General features: G+C 54.3%; 19 protein-coding genes and 1 tRNA gene. 13 read left to right on the forward strand and 7 right to left on the reverse strand.

The features are described from left to right. The 3 genes from ndk to HNQ64_RS13985 all read left to right on the forward strand — a co-directional run bounded on the left by ndk (position 1) and on the right by HNQ64_RS13985 (position 2,092). A complete protein-coding gene (gene ndk, locus HNQ64_RS13975) occupies positions 1–426 on the forward strand; it encodes a nucleoside-diphosphate kinase (RefSeq protein WP_184209602.1) in 426 nt (141 codons plus the stop codon). Between the two features lie 90 nt (positions 427–516). Beyond that, entirely contained in the window at positions 517–780 is a 264-nt protein-coding gene (gene rpmB / locus HNQ64_RS13980; RefSeq protein WP_184209604.1) for a 50S ribosomal protein L28, read from the forward strand. A 190-nt stretch (positions 781–970) separates the two neighbouring features. Further along, positions 971–2,092 carry an aldo/keto reductase gene (locus HNQ64_RS13985; RefSeq protein WP_184209606.1) on the forward strand — a complete coding sequence of 374 codons (1,122 nt, stop codon included), beginning with the start codon at positions 971–973 and terminating at the stop codon, positions 2,090–2,092. 372 nt (positions 2,093–2,464) lie between these two features. Here HNQ64_RS13985 and HNQ64_RS13990 read toward each other — a convergent pair whose 3' ends face one another. Then, complete coding sequence (locus tag HNQ64_RS13990; RefSeq protein WP_184209608.1) at positions 2,465–2,929, reverse strand: RNA recognition motif domain-containing protein; 465 nt, start codon at positions 2,927–2,929, stop codon at positions 2,465–2,467. A 583-nt stretch (positions 2,930–3,512) separates the two neighbouring features. Between HNQ64_RS13990 and HNQ64_RS13995 the strand changes: the two genes are divergently transcribed. From HNQ64_RS13995 to HNQ64_RS14035, 9 genes are all read left to right on the forward strand, one after another. Further along, positions 3,513–4,949, forward strand: coding sequence for an MBOAT family O-acyltransferase (locus HNQ64_RS13995; protein ID WP_184209610.1), 1,437 nt, complete (start codon positions 3,513–3,515; stop codon positions 4,947–4,949). Next, a complete protein-coding gene (locus HNQ64_RS14000; RefSeq protein ID WP_184209612.1) occupies positions 4,924–5,907 on the forward strand; it encodes a hypothetical protein in 984 nt (327 codons plus the stop codon). Before HNQ64_RS13995 ends, HNQ64_RS14000 begins: the two co-directional genes overlap by 26 nt. A 30-nt stretch (positions 5,908–5,937) precedes the next feature. Continuing rightward, entirely contained in the window at positions 5,938–7,467 is a 1,530-nt protein-coding gene (locus HNQ64_RS14005; RefSeq protein WP_184209613.1) for an amino acid adenylation domain-containing protein, read from the forward strand. Continuing rightward, complete coding sequence (locus HNQ64_RS14010) at positions 7,464–8,240, forward strand: GNAT family N-acetyltransferase (RefSeq protein ID WP_184209615.1); 777 nt, start codon at positions 7,464–7,466, stop codon at positions 8,238–8,240. The genes HNQ64_RS14005 and HNQ64_RS14010 overlap by 4 nt, the downstream gene beginning before the upstream one ends. Before the next feature lie 278 nt (positions 8,241–8,518). Beyond that, positions 8,519–11,257, forward strand: coding sequence for an RHS repeat-associated core domain-containing protein (locus tag HNQ64_RS24350; protein ID WP_184209617.1), 2,739 nt, complete (start codon positions 8,519–8,521; stop codon positions 11,255–11,257). A 1-nt stretch (position 11,258) separates the two neighbouring features. After that, positions 11,259–12,023 carry a hypothetical protein gene (locus HNQ64_RS14020; protein WP_184209619.1) on the forward strand — a complete coding sequence of 255 codons (765 nt, stop codon included), beginning with the start codon at positions 11,259–11,261 and terminating at the stop codon, positions 12,021–12,023. Between the two features lie 257 nt (positions 12,024–12,280). Further along, positions 12,281–12,775 carry a hypothetical protein gene (locus tag HNQ64_RS14025; protein WP_184209620.1) on the forward strand — a complete coding sequence of 165 codons (495 nt, stop codon included), beginning with the start codon at positions 12,281–12,283 and terminating at the stop codon, positions 12,773–12,775. Then, on the forward strand, positions 12,772–13,911 hold the full coding sequence (locus tag HNQ64_RS14030; RefSeq protein ID WP_184209622.1) for a transposase: 1,140 nt from the start codon (positions 12,772–12,774) through the stop codon (positions 13,909–13,911). Before HNQ64_RS14025 ends, HNQ64_RS14030 begins: the two co-directional genes overlap by 4 nt. 232 nt (positions 13,912–14,143) lie before the next feature. Continuing rightward, positions 14,144–14,215: transfer RNA gene (locus HNQ64_RS14035), tRNA-Arg, on the forward strand. A gap of 284 nt (positions 14,216–14,499) precedes the next feature. On the opposite strand, the gene HNQ64_RS14040 is transcribed toward HNQ64_RS14035, so the two are convergent. Then, the gene (locus HNQ64_RS14040) at positions 14,500–15,582 is read right to left on the reverse strand and encodes a DUF4339 domain-containing protein (protein WP_184209624.1); all 1,083 of its coding nucleotides are present in this window, start codon (positions 15,580–15,582) and stop codon (positions 14,500–14,502) included. Between HNQ64_RS14040 and HNQ64_RS24480 the strand changes: the two genes are divergently transcribed. Beyond that, complete coding sequence (locus tag HNQ64_RS24480; protein ID WP_408004363.1) at positions 15,581–15,877, forward strand: helix-turn-helix domain-containing protein; 297 nt, start codon at positions 15,581–15,583, stop codon at positions 15,875–15,877. The two genes, HNQ64_RS14040 and HNQ64_RS24480, sit on opposite strands and share 2 nt — an antisense overlap. A gap of 107 nt (positions 15,878–15,984) precedes the next feature. Here HNQ64_RS24480 and HNQ64_RS14050 read toward each other — a convergent pair whose 3' ends face one another. The 5 genes from HNQ64_RS14050 to HNQ64_RS14070 form a co-directional block, all read right to left on the reverse strand. Further along, the gene (locus tag HNQ64_RS14050; protein WP_184209628.1) at positions 15,985–17,199 is read right to left on the reverse strand and encodes a primase-helicase family protein; all 1,215 of its coding nucleotides are present in this window, start codon (positions 17,197–17,199) and stop codon (positions 15,985–15,987) included. A 182-nt stretch (positions 17,200–17,381) separates the two neighbouring features. Continuing rightward, complete coding sequence (locus tag HNQ64_RS14055) at positions 17,382–17,627, reverse strand: hypothetical protein (RefSeq protein ID WP_184209630.1); 246 nt, start codon at positions 17,625–17,627, stop codon at positions 17,382–17,384. 8 nt (positions 17,628–17,635) lie between these two features. Next, a complete protein-coding gene (locus HNQ64_RS14060; protein ID WP_184209632.1) occupies positions 17,636–17,884 on the reverse strand; it encodes a helix-turn-helix domain-containing protein in 249 nt (82 codons plus the stop codon). Positions 17,885–17,926: 42 nt separating this feature from the next. After that, positions 17,927–18,496, reverse strand: coding sequence for a hypothetical protein (locus tag HNQ64_RS14065; RefSeq protein WP_184209634.1), 570 nt, complete (start codon positions 18,494–18,496; stop codon positions 17,927–17,929). After that, positions 18,493–19,623: a tyrosine-type recombinase/integrase gene (locus HNQ64_RS14070; protein ID WP_184209636.1), complete on the reverse strand. Its 1,131-nt coding sequence runs from the start codon at positions 19,621–19,623 to the stop codon at positions 18,493–18,495. The genes HNQ64_RS14065 and HNQ64_RS14070 overlap by 4 nt, the downstream gene beginning before the upstream one ends. Between the last annotated feature and the right edge of the window lie 9 nt (positions 19,624–19,632).

The raw sequence follows: 19,632 nt of genomic DNA on the forward strand, positions 1-19,632 counted from the left end.
ATGGCCCAAGAAACATCCCTCCTCCTGCTGAAGCCCGACTGCGTCGCCCAAGGTCTCAATGGCGAAGTCCTCAAGCGTCTGGAGGCCGAAGGCTTCCGTGTGCGCGGCATCAAAATGATCCAGCTCACCGACGAGCTGTTGAAGGACCACTATTCCCACATCGCCGATAAACCCTTCTTCCCTGAAGTCGCCGGGTTCATGAAAAGCAAGCCCGTCATCGCCGTGGCCCTTGCCGGTGAAAATGTCATCTCCCACGTCCGCGACCTCTTGGGCCCAACGGATTCCAAGGCGGCTCCTAAAGGCACCATCCGGGGTGACTTTGGCAGCGATAAAATGACCAATGTGGTTCATGCCTCCGACTCCCCAGAGGCGGCTGCGGTGGAACTGAAACGGTTTTTCAAGGACGGCGAAATCTTCAATTACTAACCCATCGGTGCAAAAAAATGTTTCTGAGGTTGACGCGCCCGCGTCCTCAGCTACTATCGCGCCCCAATTTTTTTCTCAAGGAGCACTCACATGGCCAAAGTTTGTCAAATCACCGGAGCTGGCGTTACACGCGGCCACCACATTCATCGCAGCGGTAAAGCTAAGAAGGAAGGTGGTATCGGTAAGCACATCACCAAGCGTGTGAAGCGCGTTATTTATCCGAACCTTCGCCACAAGCGCATTTTCGTTCCTGAGCTCAATGCCTGGGTGAATGTCAAGCTTACCGCTCGTGCGCTGAAAACCATGGACAAAAACGGTGCCTTCAAGACCTTGAAGGAAGCTGGTTTGATCTGATTCTTTTCGTTGTTTGTTGGTGTTTTAAGGGCAGGTCCGAAAGGCCTGCCCTTTTTTCATGTCCAACTGATGAGCCCGATTTTGTCTGGAAGACGTCTCTTCTTGCTGACTTGCGCGGACTCTGCAAGATCCTCCCCCTCATCCACCGATTTTCCATCCTGATCGTATCATTTCAGATCCCCAACCCCCTATGAACCTCACACGCACAGCTTACGGCACTTGGAGTGGCGGCAAATTCATGCACTTCGGTGAAATGCTGGATGATGAACGCTACATCCGCATGATTCGCAGCGCTTTTGACCAGGGTGTCCGCACCTTTGTCACCGCCGATGTCTATGGCTCAGGACGGGCAGACTCCATGCTGGGGCAGGCGCTCCAGGGCCTGCCGCGAGATGAGTACAGCCTCGTCGGCATGGTGGGGCATGATTTCTATGAAGGCCTTCGTTCAGGTGCCAAAGGCTACCCCCGTTTTACCGAGGCCAGTCTCCACCAGCCAGAGCAATATGGCAGCTACCTGACCATGGCCACGGAGAAGTCGCTCCAACGATGCGGGGCAGATAAGTTTGACCTCCTGATGCTGCACAATCCCGATACTGTGGGTTACACCAGTGAAGTCGTGTGGGATGGCTTGACGGCCTTGAAGGACAAAGGGCTGACAGATCGTCTCGGCATCGCCCCTGGCCCGGCCAATGGCTTCACGCTGGATATGATTGACTGTTTTGAGCGCTTCGGTGACCGCATGGACTGGGCCATGATTATTTTGAATCCCCTGGAGCCCTGGCCCGGCCAGCATGTTCTACCTGCGGCTAAAAAGCACGGGGTGGACATCCTCACTCGCGTAGTGGACTACGGCGGTATCTTCCATGATGACGTGAAACCTGGGCACAAATTCCGCGATGGGGATCACCGCACCCACCGCCCAGCGGGCTGGGTGGACCATGCAGGTGAGAAGATGGAAAAGATCCGTCACATTGCAGACAAACATGGCCTTACCATGATCCAGCTAGCCTGTCTCTGGGACTTGGCTCAAGAGCCTGTAAAAAGCGTCGTGCCCACCCTCATCCAAGAAGCCGGCGAAGGCGCCAAGAGCATCGAGAGCAAGTTGGCTGAGCTTGCTTCACTGCCAGTCGAAAACATCCTCAGTGCTGAAGAAGTGGAGATGATCCGCCAGATCGGTGACAACACCGGTTGTATGACGCTCAAAGGAGCCAGCCAGCGCCATGAGGGGCAGGAGGCTCGGCCGGATGAATGGCCCATGCGTCCTGAATTGCTCTCACTCGCCAGTCGCTGGGATTTGGGCACTGCCTGGTAGGCGGATTTTGTTTCTCGATTTGTCTGCGTGAGGCGGTGACGCAGCATGCAGACAAAGTGCGAGAGGCGACTCATTCATAGCTGCCCCGGTTTCGTTTCGCTCTCCCGCTCTGTTCAGTGGGAAGCTCTAGACCGGTTTCCAAAAAGATTGTCCGATTGAAAAGGCGGGCGCGGTGGGATGAGTGGCAAGGCAAGAGCGCAGGCTGCTATCTTGACGATAACAGCCAAGCGAAAAACGCCGCCAATCGTCCCACCCCTTCGCCGCTTTTCGGACAATCTTTTTGGAAATCGGTCTAAGTTGAAAAAGGCATGAAAAAGGCGGAATCCGTGAGGATTCCGCCTTCAAATTGTTTATGGCTAGGCCACCGAGCGATTACCAGCGTTCGCCGCCTTCGCCCTTGCCACCACGGTCACGGTCCCAGCTTTTGCCGCCACGGCCACCGCCGCCGCCGCCACCACCGCCGTAGCCGCCACGGCCACCGCCGCCGCCACCACCGCCGCCGTAGCCACCACGGCCACCGCCGCCGCCACCACCGCCGCCGTAGCCACCACGGCCACCGCCGCCGCCGCCACCGAAGGCAGGGCGCTCTTCTTTCGGACGAGCTTCATTGATCGTCAGGGAGCGACCACCGAAGTCCTTGCCATTCAGGCCAGTGATGGCTGCCGTCATCGCTTCCGGTGTGTCCATGCTGACGAACGCAAACCCACGTGGGCGACCGCTCTCACGGTCCATTGGCAGGAAGACATCGGTAACGCCGCCGAATTGGGCGAAGAGATCGCGCAGATCAACATCGGTGGCACTGAAGGGGAGGTTCCCCACATACATTTTCGTATTCATTTCGGTAATAACTGAGTGGTCACTGAATTTTGATCAGCCAGAACCCTCAAAGACGAAACATTCACCTGTGAACTTCTGGACCTAACCCTCAAACAGGTGGACGCATCGGAGGTGTTGCAGAGGAGGGAAGCGAATGCAAGCGTTATTCTTGGTGCCGGGCAATCGTTTGTAAGGCAGGAGAGTTGTGGCTTTGAGGGCCATGAGTAGCCGTTTTAAAGGGGTTTTGAAAGGCTTGGCAGGCCCGGTTTCAGGCATTTGCATTCTTTCACTGCACGTTGCGAGGAATCCCTTCTGAGGAAATGGCTGGATAGAAAAGAAAAAATATTTTTTACGAAGAATTAGACGCCTGTTTGAGAGGATGAGTTTCCTGATCGAGAAGGCACTGATAATCAGTCGAGTATCCGAGGCTTGTCGTGCATTTCGCTGGACAGGCTCGGCTTTCCCTGCTTTTCGATAGAATCAAATGAGCCCACTGGATGGAGAGCCTCAAGGAGAGCGAAAAATGGCATGCGATCATGACAGAGAATTGTCGTGCCTACCTTGGAGAACCCCAGCTGCATGTTCGCGTCAGCCTTGCTAGAGCATGCTGTTTCATACTTTAACATTCTGGGTCTTTTTTGCGCTGTTCCTGGCTATTTACTGGCGTCTGGGACTTCGTGGTCAAAATATCCTGCTGCTTGTCGCTACCAATTTCTTTTACGGCTGGTGGGACTGGCGCTTTCTACCGCTGATTTGGTACTTAGTGAGTGTGGATTTCTTCATCGGTCGGCAGCTTGGAAGGGAGTCTCGGCCCAGCTTCCGCAAAGGCTGGGTGGCCCTGTCACTCATCTCCAATTTAGGGCTGCTTTTTGTCTTTAAATACCTGAATTTCTTTGCTGGAGAGACCTGCCATTTGATGGGCCTCTTTGGTTATGCCTGTGACGTGCCAGGATGGATCAAAAACATCATTTTGCCTCTCGGGATCTCCTTTCACACCTTTCAGACCGTCAGCTACATCATGGACGTGTATCGGCGGAAGGAGGCCCCCGTGCAAAGATGGGTGGATTACGCCTTATTCTGCGGTTTTTTTCCGCAGCTCTTGGCAGGGCCTATCGAGCGCAGCTCCACGCTGATGCCGCAGCTTTTTACCCCCCGTCAGCCGCTGAGCGCGGATGATTTTTCGGAGGGGCTCTATCACCTGATGGTGGGCTTTTTCAAAAAGGTGGTCATCGCCGATAACATGGCCGTCTTGGTGAATCACATCTTTAGCCTGCCTCCAGAGCAGCTCAGTGCCTGGGAAGTGTTGCTCGGCTCCTATGCCTTTGCTTTTCAGGTGTATGGAGATTTCTCCGGTTACAGCTCCATGGCGCAGGGCATCGCGAAATGGATGGGCTTTAACCTGAGCTGGAACTTTAAGATCCCGTTCCTGGCCACCTCTCCCCAGGTCTTCTGGCAGCGCTGGCACATCACCCTTTCCACCTGGCTGCGAGACTACCTCTTCATGCCGCTGATGCGCATGACCTGGCTGCAGGGCATGACCAAGGTCTATGCCGTGGCCATCATCGTTCAGCTTGCCAGTGGCGTCTGGCATGGGGCGAACTGGACGTTTCTTTTCTGGGGCCTGCTGCATGGTGTGTACCTGTGCCTACAGTTGTGGCTGACGCGTCGCGGTTGGTTTGCGGAGCCGCCCGCCGGCAGTAGCCTGCTACGCCGCATGCCCTGGATCATCGGCACCTTTCACCTCATGTGCGTGGGCATGATCCTCTTCCGTGCCGATAACATCGGGCAGGCGGGGGCGCTGTTCATGGCCTTCGGTTCACGCTGGCAGATCACAGAGTTTGTGATTTATGGGCTCGCTCAGTTGCTGCTGTTTGCGGGGCCGCTGATGGTTTTTGAGGGCTGGCTAGAAACTAAAAAGGATCACCTCGCTCTTCTAAAAGTCTCCTGGCCCGCCCGCACGTCGGTGTATGCTGTCATGCTGCTCATGATCTGGTTCTTACCGCCAGAAAACACCCATGAATTCATCTACTTCCAGTTCTGAGAATCCCAGGAAAAGCCTGTGGTCTTCCAGCGAATGGAAGGTGCTATTGATTCTGGCTTTGTTGCTCTTAAGCACAGAGATCACACTGCGTTTGATTGAACAGCGCCTTTCCATTGATGTGGCGCACATCCGCTCGGCACCTCAGCTTGCAGCTTCCATCAGCACGGCAGATGGAGCCTCCAAAGAAGCACTCAAAATTCTCTTCATCGGAAATTCCTCCATTCGTGAAGGCATCGTGCCAGAGCAGTTGGTTTCAGAGTTTAAGACGCGTTACGGGCGGGAAGTTCGCCCTTACTTCTTCTATCCCGATGGCGGCTCCATCATGAGCTGGCGATGGGCGTGGCGGCGATATTTTAGTGACCCCTCATGCCGCCCAGATTTGGTGGTGATCTGTGGTGGCACGTCCCACTTTGACGATGGCAATACGGAGCCACGTGTCGCTGGCAGTTACTTCGTCAGTTCCAAGGATGCACTGACCTTCGCCAGCACTGAACTTCCAAATACCGAATCTCGCCTGGAATTCATGATGGCCAAAACCTCGGTTTCCTACGCTTCCAGGCGGCGTGTGCAGCGGCGTGTCATGGACATTTTGATGCCTTATAATCGGACCGTCCTTTTTGAAATCTCTACCCTGGCCGAGAAAAAAGCCGCCAAGTCTAAAACCGATTCCCCCCCGACTTCAAAGCGTCTGAAAAGTCTGCTGGAGGACATCCGCGCACGCCACCTACAAGCGGTGGTGGTGACCGTGCCTAACCTGAACCTTTACGATGTGCCTGAAGATCGTGTGCGGACCATCGCAGAGGCAGGTGCCTATTTTGCTGACTTGAGAGCTGTGGAGGGCATCACCGCCGCGCACTTTTTTGACAAAGCCCACCTGGATGAAAAGGGCGCAGAGATCTTCACCCGCGCTTTATGCAGCTCTCTCAATCAAGCGCTCACCCAGCCGCCCAAGCCGTGAAGCCGTAGCCTCTCTATCCAGACCCTGACGATGCGTGATCTAATCTCTGCCGCTTTCCAAACGCACCCGCATCTCCCCGCCCTGTCTCTGCCGCAGGGTGAAGTTTCCTACCACGCCCTTTGGGAGGCGGCTGGCCAAGTGGCGAAGAGCCTCCAGTCCCTGCCTCCAGGCCCCATCGGCATCCTCGGCGGGCGAGAGCCTGCCATGTATGTGGGCCTGCTCGCCGCCATGCTCAGTGGCCGCGCTTACGTGCCCCTGAATGCCAAGTTTCCGCCCAGCCGCCTCGCTGAAATGCTGCGCGTGGCCGGTTGCGCAGGTGTCCTGCATGATCCCGCCTCCCAGCCCCTACTGGAAAGCCTCTTTGCCGAGGCTCAGCTTTCGCTGGCTGATACACGCACGGTTAGCGGCCCATCTCCTTTAGGGGACGTGACGCTGAGTGTCCCTGGGGCCGATGCAGGCCTAACGAAAAGTGGGACTGAAAACGAGGCCTTCGCTTACATTCTTTTCACCTCCGGCAGCACGGGCAAGCCCAAGGGCATCGGCATCACTCCTGAAAATCTTCAGACCTACCTGGCCCACGCCACCGCTGCCTATGGGGTAGCCCCTGGGGACCGTGCTTCCCAGATGTTTGAGCTCACCTTCGATCTCAGCGTGCATGATCTGTTTGTGACTTGGCTGGGCGGCGGTTGCCTCTGCGTGCCTGCGGGCATGGACATGATGGCCCCCGCGCGCTTCATCCTCACCCAGCGCATCACCCACTGGTTCTCCGTGCCCTCCACGGCGTCCTTACTGGCGCGGCTGCGCCTCCTCCGTGAAAATGCCTTCCCCACTTTAAAACAGAGCCTCTTCTGCGGTGAGGCGCTGCCCACCGCCCTGGCGCAGCAATGGCAGGCTGCGGCACCGCATTCGCAGGTGTGGAATCTCTATGGGCCGACGGAGGCCACCATCGCCATCACCGCACATCAGGTGGGCACGGCAGGCGATGGCGAAGAACGTCCCGTCGTCCCCATCGGCCAGCCCTTTCCAGGCCACCGCACCGCCCTGGTGGTGGATGGTAAACCCGTCGCGGCAGGGGAAGCGGGGGAACTTTGGCTCTCCGGCCCTCAAGTCTCCCCAGGTTACCTCGCCAATGAAGAAAAAACTCGCGAGGCCTTTGTCACCCTCAGCGCTGACCCGGATGACTCCCGGTGGTACCGCACGGGCGATCTGGTGCGGGCGGGTGAAGACGGCACCCTGCATTACCTGGGGCGGCTGGACAGCCAGATCCAGGTGCATGGGCACCGCGTGGAGCTGGGGGAGGTGGAGACCGCCCTGCGCAGCGCCGCCGGTGGGCGCTCGGTGGCTGCCATCGGTTGGCCACGCAGTGGAGCGACCATCGAAGGCATCGTCGCCTTTGCCGAAGGCAGCGGCACGCCCGAAGACGCCCAGGCACTGCTAGCCACCCTGCAGACTCAGTTGCCCGCCTACATGGTTCCCTCACGAATCGTCTTTGTCGCAACGATGCCTTTGAATTCGAATGGAAAGACGGATAGAAACGCCTTAGCCCTGCTGCTCCCATGACCGCCTCCCACTCCAAAGAAGACATCCGCGCCTTTCTCATTGCCAAAACCGGACTCAACCCCGCCAAAGCTGAGGATAGCTCCATCATCGTGGGCTCCGGTCTGGTGGATTCCTTTGGCCTCGTGGCCCTGCTGGCCGAGATCGAACAGCGCTTCGGCGTCTTCCCAGACCTCATGAGCCTGGACCCCGCCGAATACGCCACCCTGGGCGGCCTAACCAAAATTGTTTCCACCGCGCTCAACCTCCCCGAAACCGAGGCCACCCCCAGCAGCCCCGCAGGCGCAGCAGCCACCGCCTCATCCTCGTCCGGGCCTGAAATCCAGCGCCTCGCCAAAGGCAGTCCCGAGTGGCAGCAGGTGCCCGCTTTGATGAAGGAAATGTTCCAAGGCTTTGCCGGGCAGGGCCTGCGTTTACCTCTCGTCGAAGGCGGCGAAAAACTCTGGCTGCAATCGCTGGAGCGACTCCCTGAGTCCGTCTTCCTCGTCCTCGGGGCCAGCGTCGGCGGTCAACTCGTCAGCTTCGCCAGCGCCCACTGCAAGATGCTGCCCGCCCACCTCGGCGGCGGCATGGTGGGAGAGATCAGCTACGTCTATGTGAAGCCCGAAGCCCGCCGCCACGGCCTCGCCGGCCGCATGGTCGCCCAGATGGAAGACTGGCTGAAAAGCAGCAAAGTCCGCTCCATCGAGATCCAAGTCCTCACCGGCAACGAAGGCGCCCTCGCCTTCTGGCGCCGCAGCGGCTTCGGTGATGAACTGGTGCAGATGCGGAAGTGACTTCGCCTCGGCGTTGGCGCGCCTGTAGTCTTTTCGTTTACTTTGGAGATTCTCTTATCCCAGTTTCAGAGAAACCTCGCGCCAATCGTTAGGCTTCTAAACTCGCTAGATACCCTTGGCGTTTAAGTGGTTAGAACATTGAGATCGTTCTGTATGTCTGGCATCTTTTTAGTTCTTCTGGCATCTTTTTATCTTTTTAGACCCGCACCACCAGCTACACCTACCATCCGGCGAATCATGATCATGCTGGGAAGCTGCATACGAAGACGGCTCCCTACGTGGCCAAGTTCAGCAGTGCCACCAGTGTGGTGGAGTACCTCTATGATAGCTTTGGCCGTGCCTCGGGCCAGCAGGGCGCTGGCGCTTACCCAGTGACCTACGGATTCAATGAATATGGGGATCAAAATAGTCTCTCAACCTACAGAATACCGGGCCAGCCGGATGTGACCACCTGGGCGTTTGATCCATCCAGCGGGCTCTTGCATTACAAACAGGACGCCGCAGGCCAGCGCACCACCTATGCCTACCACACCGCTTCGGCCCAGGCGGCCACGCGCACCTGGGCGCGGCAGGTCGGGGGGCAGGCCCTAGTGAAGACACTCGTTTATGACGTCACGGGACGTGTTTCAGGCCAGACTTACAGCGATGACACCCCGCCGGTGAGTTACAGTTTCCGGCGAGATGGCAGCCTCAGCCAGTGGGTGGATGCGGCGGGCAGCCACACCTATGCAGACCACTCGCCCGAGGGCATCCCTCAGCTAGAAACCATCAGTGGCGATGTGGATGACGCTCTGGCTGGCCTGGAGATCCGCATGCCGGTGGATGGCTTGGGACGGCGGGTCGGTTACCAAAGTCAGCTCTTGCCCGAGCGCGGGCTGGTGAATGAACAGGCCGTGGTGCTGCCAGCCGCACGCTGGAGTTACGGCTCGCGGGGGGAACTGGCGCGTGTCAGCTCAGGCAGCCGCAGCATCACCTTTGAACAGGCGGCAGATGCCACCTCCGCCACCCGCACGCTGACGCGGCAGGACACGGTGGCTTCCAGCTTGTCATTGACCACGGTGGAGGTATCCTCGCTGGCCCAGGGCATGCGCACCATCACCCACAGTCGCAGTGGTTACACCCAATCCCGCACGGTGGGGACCACAGGCACCCCATCCACCGGAGTGGACATCCGAGCGGTGGACCCAGACTTCGGGATTGGTAATTATTCCGGCCACGGAGGTTGGCGTTACACCTATGACAGCAAGGGCCAGGTGCTGCGGGATCGAAAACTGTTCACCTTGAATGGCACGAATTTCAGTGAGCTTAGTTATCGAGACATTTCGCGTAACCTCGTTGGTGATAGTGGCGGTTTTTATGAAGACAATTCTCTCAATCAAAGAACCATGAACTACCGCGACTTTACGTGGGTGGATGGCTTGGCGTTAGATCCTAGCAGCGTTATGGTTAATGACGTTATGCCCGCCGTCGAAGGAAAGTGGTTTGGGGAGGTTATCCAAGGTACCATGCAGCCACAGTGGAAGCATGTGGAGGTGACTGTTCCAGACAACGTCAGCTCTGGCCTTGTGCTGAGTCAGACTGGCAAACTCTACATTCCGCCACAGCATGATGCCCTCAGCCATGATGCCGACGGCAATCTCACCGATGATGCTCGCTGGAAATACCATTGGGATGCGGAGAATCGGCTTAAACAACTAACCACGCAGGCCGCCGCCGTGACGGCAGGTGTGCCAGAGCTACGCTTGAGCTTCAGCTACGACGCGCAGAGCCGACGCGTGCGTAAGAAGGTGGAGGAAAAGGTCAGCAGCGTGTGGGAACTGCGCAGTGATGTGCGGTTTATCTACGATGGCTGGAACCTGATGGCGGAAGTGGAATACCACGGCGGGGCGAAAGACGCGCCGAAGGTGAGCAGCAGCCCCGGAACAAGAGCCTACGTGAAACGCAGCTACGTGTGGGGCCCGGACGTGAGCGGGAGCTGGGATGGAGCCGGCGGTGTGGGAGGCCTGCTAGCGCTGACACGCCATGAACGCGGCACGCAGAGTGCCGAAAGCTACTGGGTCAACATGGACCTCAACGGCAACGTAATCGGCCTAGTGAGCAGTACACAGGCTGATCGCTACGCCGTGTATGACTACGATGGTTATGGCCTTTGCATCCGAGCAAACGAACCGGAAGAAGGTCTGAATGCTGTGAGGTTCAGTAGCAAGTATACGGATGTAGAAACCGGACTAGTCTACTACGGCTACCGCTACTACTCGCCAGTAATGACCCAATGGATCAGCCGAGATCCGATTGGGGAGAAAGGCGGGGTCAATCTTTATGGGATGGTTGGCAATGATGTGGTTACTCGGGTGGATTATTTGGGAAAAAAAAGCGTTAAGGTTGCTTTTGTTTTTGATGATAGGGCAAGTCAAAGTTTTAATAACACGATGTTTCCGGGTAACACAATGCCTGAATGGGAAGCAAGAGCTCGTTCTGCAATGGCCGATTTGAAAGAAGTGCTTGATAGATGCAACGATTTAGGAGTCAAAATAGATTGTAGCCAAGTATACGGCGAATGGAGCCCTCTCGATTCTGCTGACCCGTTAGGGAACGATCAATTGTTTGGTAAAAACCCGCTTAGCGGATCAGATTTACCTGGTGGCTTTGATAGCTTAGGAAACCCAGGTAAACTAAAAACCCCGCCCCCAGCTGGGATCTATGACGCGTTAAAGGAGCTGAATAAAAAGATAAAGTGGCCTGATAGTCACTTTCATGTAATTCTGACGGGTAGATGGACAAGTGGTTTATTCAAGGTTAATGGGATGGCTGGTAGGACGGACAACCTTATTCTTTTGAATATGTCGGCTTCAAAGTGGACCCTGCCACACGAGATGGGACATGTTATAAAATGGATTGATGCCGCGAGCCAAAAAACTCATAGTAATGAAAAAAGCAATTTAATGTATACAGATGGATCTAGTGGCCAGCCGGATTGTCAATGGTGTCATAAGTTAAAGGATTATATTAATAAATAATATGAAACAAAATTATTATTTGAAAGCTTTTGCTTGTATTGCCATTTTTATTGTTCCTGTTATGCTTCATGCTGACAGTTGGTTGGGAATTGCCAACTCAAGCCCTGATTATTTGAGGTTTGCATCAATGACGCTAACTATTGGAGCTGATCGCCGTGATGTTTTACTGCGCTCATTGCCTGCAAATTCAGCCCGAATATGGATCCGTATTACAGGTGATAAGCACATCTACATTGATCAAATTATGGGGCTAGGACCTCTTGGTTTCGCAAGGTTTTCATCAAAGGATGATTCGGCGGAATTTTTACCACCTGGAGTTTATCAACTGGATATAAATAAAAACGATCAATTGTTGGTCTCTCCTGGTTCGCTTGATGATGCTTCACAAGTTATTCCTCTTTGGGATATTACTGTCCTAGCATTGTGTGATAGGTTGAAATTAATTAATAATCCTAATATTGAAAGGGAGAATAAAATGCTTGATCAGCTCATTAGATCATATAACCCGGTAGCAATACCTGGTAAATACAATTCAAGTCCTGCTTTAATGTCGCTTTTTTCTATTGGATATGCGCATGGATGGTTCTCGCGCGCAATACCAGAAGTAGAATTTGATAAAGTGGATTATTTACTTATTGAGCCGAATGTATCTTTGATAACTAATAAAAACGAGTTATTACCGTTTCACGACACACGGGAGATATTTAAAGAGGCCTTTAAAGCTGGTTGGGATAATTCAAAAGACGTAATGCTAGATAAACAATAAACCTAACCTAGAAATTGTTGTTAAATTTTAGGAAATAGGGAAGAAAGCATGAGTGTTGAAAAAGCGATCCAGTGCATGCCTGCTAGCGTGGATGCCAGATGCTTGTAGTCGCGATGAAAAAAGATGCCATGAAAAAAGATGCCAGGCAAGAATGGCACTCAGTTAAGGCGGGGTCTCGTTGATTTTGAGCCGTTTGAAACGTGTGAAACGGTTGGGTGGCGAGTACAACTCAGCCTAGGTTTCCGGGTTGCATGAGCATGGCTCTCAAAACTTGCTTTCTGCCCCATTTTCCCCGCTGTCTCCAAGGGCGTGCCAAGCGCTCCGAAGTCTCCCGCCTTGCCACTGGTCTCCAGGATCTGCGGAAGTTCGCACTGCCGGATCTCGCTTCGCTGCTGACTGTGTTTTTGCCGGATACCTTCTTTGCCAAGGCTCCAGGTGCGAAGGCTGGGCGGGTGCGCCTGCTGCCGCCGATCACCGTCTTCTGGGCCTTCCTTTACCAGGTGCTCAATCCGGACATGGCCTGCCAGGAAGTCGTCTCCAAACTGCGCTGCTGGCGGCTGTCCCAACGCCAAGGCCACGCGGCAAGCTTCACCCAACCTTCGTTGGGCACCTCTGGCTACTGTCAGTCGCGCAAAGCCCTGAGCCTCCATTTGGTGATCCGCGCTTTTGAGACCCTTCGCAGCCACTTAAAAAGATGCCAGGCAATCAGTGCTTGCCTTGACGTCTTTTTGAGCTCAATTCCATCCCCATGAAAACCACCCGAAGGCTTGATTCTCAGGGCCATGCGATGGAGCAGCAGCTTGTTGGGATTAATGCCAAGATTGCTCCTTATCCTGCGGCGCGTTCTTGGTCGGGCGGGCGCAGGCGGGTGGTGGGAAAGGGACCCTTGGAAAGTTACTGTTACCACGTCATGTCGCGCACCTGTGGTGGTGAGGTCTTCTTTGATGAAATTGAAAAGGAAGCGCTGAAACGGCTCATGTGGCGGCTGGCGGACTTTTCAGGCGTGAAGCTGGTGACTTACTGCATCATGGGCAATCACTTCCATGTGTTGGTGGAGGTGCCTCGCAGGGAGGTGTGGTTGCAACGATTCGCAGGGCCCACGGGTGAAGAAAAACTCTTTGAACATCTGCGCCTGCTTTATAGTAAGACCTACTTGGCCTTCCTGCGTGAGGAGTTCGCGGAACTGCGTCGCCTGGGACTGGAAGCCCGGGTGCAAGAGAAACTGGAAGCTCTCTACAAACGTTTTTGCGACCTGTCCCTTTACGTCAAGGAGGTCAAAGAACGCTTCAGCCGTTGGTTCAACAAACGCCGGGGCCGACGCGGCACGTTGTGGATGGATCGTTTCAAAAGCGTGATGGTGGAAAGTGGGGGCGAAGCGCTGCGGACGATGGCGGCTTACATTGATCTGAACCCGGTGCGGGCGGGATTGGTGGAAGATCTCAAAGACTATCGCTGGTGTGGGTATGGCGAGGCCGTGGGTGGTAGCCGGAGAGCCCAGCGTGGGCTGTGCAAAGTGGTGGCTAAACCTGTGGATGGATGGGTGAAACACGAGGCGGCAAAGGCCTACCGCTGCCTGCTGTATGCCAGTGGCAGGGAAGTGAGAGATGCGCAAAACACAAACGTGGTTAGGCCAGGAGTGACTGCAGAGGAGGCCCGGAAAGTATTGGCCGAGAAGGGGAAACTAAGTCCCGCAGAACTGGTGCGGCTGCGACGAGTGCGCTACTTTACCGATGGGCTGGTGCTAGGAAGCCAGGCGTTTGTGGAGAGCGTGTTTGAAGAGAACCGAGAGTGGTTCGGCCCAAAACGCAAGGATGGAGCGCGAAAGCTGAGCGAGTGCGCGGGGAATCTGTTTTCTCTTCGCCGATTGCGAGTGCGTGCGGTGGGGTGATGCTGGATTTAAATCTAATGGATCCGGGATTCCTCTGTCTGCACGAATGCCTTTCCGAAGGCGTCGCACTGTAGTTGCACTCGACTCATTGCATGTGCCCAGAAGCGTTTTGTTGGACAACTGACCATCTCCAGATATGAGTCTAAATGCCTTGGGTAAAGATTCGTCCTTTCCTTCTTCGAATCTTGATTTCCTCAGCCCCCTCAACGCCGCCAATCGTTGAAAATCAGACGTCTCCGTAGTTCAATGGATAGAACGAGGGTTTCCTAAACTCTAAATACAGGTTCGATTCCTGTCGGGGATACTGGGTTGATAGTGAATGAGTTACGTTTCGGAAAGGGGGCTAGTGGCAACGCAAGTGACAACATGGAAAAACAAGTCCATGAAGACTGAACAAGTCAGCCAAGTCACATTCCCCTCATAAGTCTATGAAATGGAGGTCGTAAAATTTGAGCCCTATGCGAAACGAAACGGCAAATTACTTGCAGTATCTTGAAAAATACTGAGGTCCTTTGCGCTCCCGCACCCCACGGCCCCAGGAAGGACCCAAAAACCCTAAAGGGGACAAATTTTGATCATTCTCTTAATTCAATTAGGTTTTCCCTCTAGTCCTCTCTGCCCGTATGCTTTTTCAAGCCTTGCATCTGCTGTTTTAAACCGAAACTTTTTAAGTGTTTCCACTTTCCCCAAATTATATCCACGGCCTTTTGGTTCGGTATAGGTTTCACCGGGCAAAATGCCTTTAGCATCCTCAGATACGTAAATGTAATATGGGCTTAAAACGCTCAGGAAATCCATAATTTGTCCATCTTCGTCCTTTGATCTGATCGTTGCTTTCACCGCGTGGATTGGCTTCTCACCTATGTTCTTCCAGTCCAGGTAAACCATGATGAATTCCTCGCCATCATCACGCGTCCATGTGGATGCCCTCGCCTTCACCAATTTAATTTTTACACCCGCCACGCCATCCTCAAAGATTGTTAAACCTGAGTCTTCATCCTGAATTTCGACTACTGCCACGGTGTCACCATTCAATGAAACATGTGAGCGAGCTTCGTATTCTTTGCGGTGTCCGAATTCGTTCTCCGCAGTGAATTTAACAATGGATTGATTAAAGTCTCCCAGGTCCATGAATGAAGTTTGTTTCTCAAACTGGAACGAATCAGGTGTTGGAATGTGCTTTTTGATACTTTCCGAAAGTTTGGCCTTCAAAAGCTCTTCACCATCTTGCTTTTTCAGAGCCTCTTTAATTGGCTCTGCCCTGACTATTTCTTCAATTCCCGTGGACGGGTAAAGCTTGTTCAGGCGCTCGGCCTCCTCGGCTGGCATGGCCTCCGGTCCATTGTCTTTCGAGTCGGGGGCAAGTCCCTGATTATCTTTTGACCCACTGAGCATGATGAAAAGGAAAACAATGCCAATCAGCCCGGCGCAACCGCATCCCTTCTGAAACTCTGCTTTCTTTTTTGGAGTGGGATGCGCAGGAGGTGGAGGCTCTGCTCCATCCAATATCGGCTGCATAACGTCCAGATTTTTCCATCCCTTCCATCCCTCCAAGCGATATGGAGTTCTTATGGTGACTTCCCCACGGCACCACATAGAGCGTAGCTGGCTGAGTGTGAGAGGGCCAAGTTCGGTCGTGTCCTTACGGATATAATAGAGGTGTTCAGACATGCAGCTCCTGGCATTATCATGCCAAGGTGTTTTCCGTCAAGCGTGGTTTGGATTGCGGGTGCCACGCCCCTCTCAGCTAGACTCCCGTGAACGAAAACTTGTGCTTCTCTTGAAGCGGGAGCGAATGCGTAAAGGGATCTCCGCAAACAAATTGGCAGCCCAAGTCGGACTTGCCCGCACAACCATCACTCACCTAGAAAGCGATGATGCTTGCCCCACTTACTGGGTTCTCCTCAAGATTGCAGATGGTCTTGGCGTGGATTTTCCTGCCCTGGTCGCTGAATCGTTTGAGTGAGCTTGGTGCCTTCCAGGTGGAGAGGTGGGGCAATATCTCGAAATATCCCTGAACAAACCCAAGAGGATGAAAAACAACAACCAAAAAACAAGCTACACCACTCCACCCTAAAACGCGCTTTGCTGCAAGAGTTCCCAGCGTTCAGTGCCATGCAATTTCCCGGCTTTGCGGACGCGTTCAGGATGCGATGAAGCCAAACGGCCAAGGTATGTGCCACAGGCCGGGGTCCAATCCATAAGGAGACGACGGGCAGCATGACAATCAACCGCATTTGGTGAGGTAAGAATACGTTTGAGTTCGTTAGCCGTGAGCTTGCAAGGAAGAGTGATGGAACCAGCCTCCACTTCGGTCATAATGTGGCCCCAAAGCTGAATTTCAGGCGCGAGAGTTTGCAAGCCTTCGACAAGTAATGGGTGGTGGAAGTGCTTCACCCCGCAACGTTCTTCCTCCAGGTGTGCGGGGATCTCCCAGCTTTTCAACCAATGAAGGAATGCGGGGATTTCTGCCTCCAGGGTTTTCCAAAACAAAGTTTTTTCCTGCAAAGTATGTGCAGGCATCGGCAAAGTGAAACGGTGGCAGTGCAAGAGCGTGATTTTATCCATCACATCTTCATTCAGTGGAGGCAAGACAAGCAGATTTTCCGGTTCATCATTCAGGGCAAAAACAAGCCTCCAAATAGGGCGGCAATCGAAGGCGTTTTTATGCTTTCCTTCTATGCGCACCTCCCCGGCGAAAAGGGAGGATTTGATATTGGCAGACAGAGCCGCACGGGCGCGAGGATCTGAACTGCCCGCCTTGTCATCCACCACAAGCAATTCAGCGCCCGCACAACTCAGATTGAATGAGGTCCGTCCCGACAGCCATTCATAAGCGCCCGAAGTTCTACCGCCAAGGACACCCCTCAAAACATCAATCAAAAGCGATTTTCCGCAGCCTCTAGGACCAGCAAGGGCAAGAGCTTGTCCAGGCCGATATTTGCCAGTCTCCAAACATTCAAAAGCCAGTTTCAACCAACCATAAAAAGTGTGTAACTGGGTCAAATCTTCATGCCCTAGCAACCCTGTAAATACGGCGTTCAGGTTTACCCATTGGCCGGGGGCGGGGATCAATATTTTAGGAGATTCAGTGATCAGTACGCGTTTGCCTCCAGGCAGCTCATGAAGTCCTCTGGTGTGGCCTGCAAGGGGTCCGGCGTAGCTCACGAATTGAGCGGTTTGAATGCGGTTTAAAGCGTGATCGTCGGGTCTTAATCCGGTAAGGTCTTTCTCTCCGTAGCATCCAGCGCTTTTCAAGTGACGGCGAACGCTAGCTAAATCAGGCAAAGGAATGTAGAGGGGGCCTGTATCCATGTAATACCCATGGCCGTCATAGAAAAAGCAGGTGGCGGGGTCGGTTCTGGATTCGGGCGTGGGCTTTGGATTTTTGGCCTTTGGTTTCGTCGTGTTTGCCCTCTTGGCTACGGTAGCGCCACCGCCCCAAAATTCAGCCTCGTTAAAAGCTGCTTTCACAGTGGACCTCCTTTTTTGAGTGTCATGAAGACCTTCAAGACCGCCTTTGCCGTAAGGACCAACCTTTCTTCGTATCGAATAAGAGCTTTATCTGCCATCTCTTGATTATGCGCGGCATTCGCCGCTCTTTCTTCAGGTGTGAAGCCGACTGTGGGCCTAGCTAAAATATCCAACGGCCCAACCGTAAGTGCTGCAACATTCATCGCACGCCATAGGATTTCGGGATCTTCAGGAATGTTCATGGGCGCAGTTACTGAAGGTTAGTGGTTAGGGTTTCACCGCCCGATGCGCGGGACTCCAGAAAGGCGCGAAGTGAATCGAAGGAAATCAGGCGGGTGCCTTTCACCTGCCCGCGTTCTTTGAGTGAGACGGATTTGATCAGGCTGCGATTGATTAAGTCATAGAGCTTGGGCTTGCTCAGACGAGAGAACGTGCAGGCTTCTTTGACGCGGAGCCATTCAGGCTGGTAAGTGGGGGCGGGCGGGGTCGTTATTTTCATGACGACATAAGATCGTCAGTGGAGTCAGTGAGGCACTTTAGTTCATTTTTTCTCTCGCTTTGACCGAACTAATTCCGTCTCCCCTTGTGCCTTGGGTCGTTGCCCTGATTTTGCTTTAGGCACTTGGTCAAGGCCAAGCGTTTGAAAGGCCTTCACATAGGCTTCACCTTTGGCTGGGACACCAGGAAAAGCGTGCTCCCAAACTTCGAGACGGTTTGGATTTTGGCCAGCTTGAAGAAGCTGGCGGTATGCGAGCGCAAGCTTTCGCGCCCGTTGAGCTTGCTTCGTTTCGGGTTCCTCCAAATCAAACGGATTGTTAGGCCAAGGAACAATTTTCCCTGCTTTTTTGGGACGAATTTTTTGAGCCGCTTCAGCGTAGTCTGCCAAGTCATGAATCTTGCTTATTGAGCCTTCACGAATGGCGCAAGCAATCACCCTTCCCCATTCGGCAGCATCTGCATCGCTAATATCATCCCCGTTGTACATGAGCATATCAACCAAATCGCTTTTGCTATAAAGGCTGTCATCTTTAGGAGTCGGGAATACCGCCATCCACTCTGCCACCCACGCGCGAAAATAGCGCGTCACGCTACCATCAATCAGTTGTTTCATGGCTTCAAAAGGTTAGGCATCTTGTCCAGAGCATCTCGCTTGGTCTTGCTTTCAATGTGGGTGTATTGCGCGTTCATTTCGGCGGAATCATGGCCGATGATGTCTTGCACAACGGCAGGCGAGACGCCCGCGTTTTTCATCATGCTGGTTGCCGTATGGCGGAGTGAGTGAAAGGACAGTTCGGAAACGGCCCGGCGTGAACCACGGCCCTTTTTGCTGGCGTCATGATTCACGGCGGCGCGGAGTCCGGCAACGGCCATCAGTTCGCCAAATTGGCGAGAAACGGTCACTTGCTTACTGGTGGCGGCGCGAGGGTGAAGGGGCGCTTTGGGATCATCGCCCGCAGGTAAGCCTTCAATGTGCTCCATGAGTGGCGTGCAAATAGGCACACGGATGAATCGTTTTGTTTTGGCCGTGCGAAGGTGGATTTCCCCTGCCTGCAAATCCACGTTGGCCCATGTCAGCCGCGCTAAATCTCCGAGACGCTGCCCGGTATAAAGGCCAAACATCAGCATGGAGCGCCATTCTTCATCTGCGGCCCCCATGAGAGAGCGCAATTCCACCAGAGTGAAAGGACGGCGGGCCGTGTCTGTCTCCTGTTTGAGCAAGCCGCAATCCTTGGCGGGGTTATCGGCAATGAAGTTGTCACGGCGTGCATCCTCCAGAATCACCCGCAGGAGTTTGATTCCATGGTTTGCCGTGCTGGCGGAAACCCTGGCGGCTAAGGCGTCACGATAAGCGGTGAAGTGCCTTGTTTCCAAATCAGCCATGGGGCCATCAGCGGCAGCCTCCAACCATGAAAGGAAGTGCGTAGCGCGGCCTGAATATGCGGCGTAGCTGGCGGGGGCAAGCTCGCCCTGACGACGCGTCAGCCATGCAGTGATGAAGGCGCGAGGGGTGGCGTCTGGCAGTTCCTTGTTATGGGCTGACTTGTAGATGTCGGCAATGACGCGGTGAGCCTGTCGGGCCTTTGCTCTTTCTTTGGATAGCTTCTCCCATCCATCCGCTTTGGCTTGGGCTGCCTTGCGGGTCGTTTCCTTGGTGGACCGCTGCACACGGCGGCCATCAGGCAGGGTAAAGCAGGCAAACCAGAACGGGGAGCGGGGTTTTTTGCGAAGGGCGGCCATGTTGAGTGG

Source organism: Prosthecobacter dejongeii (genome assembly GCF_014203045.1).
Classification (GTDB): Bacteria; Verrucomicrobiota; Verrucomicrobiia; order Verrucomicrobiales; family Verrucomicrobiaceae; genus Prosthecobacter; species Prosthecobacter dejongeii.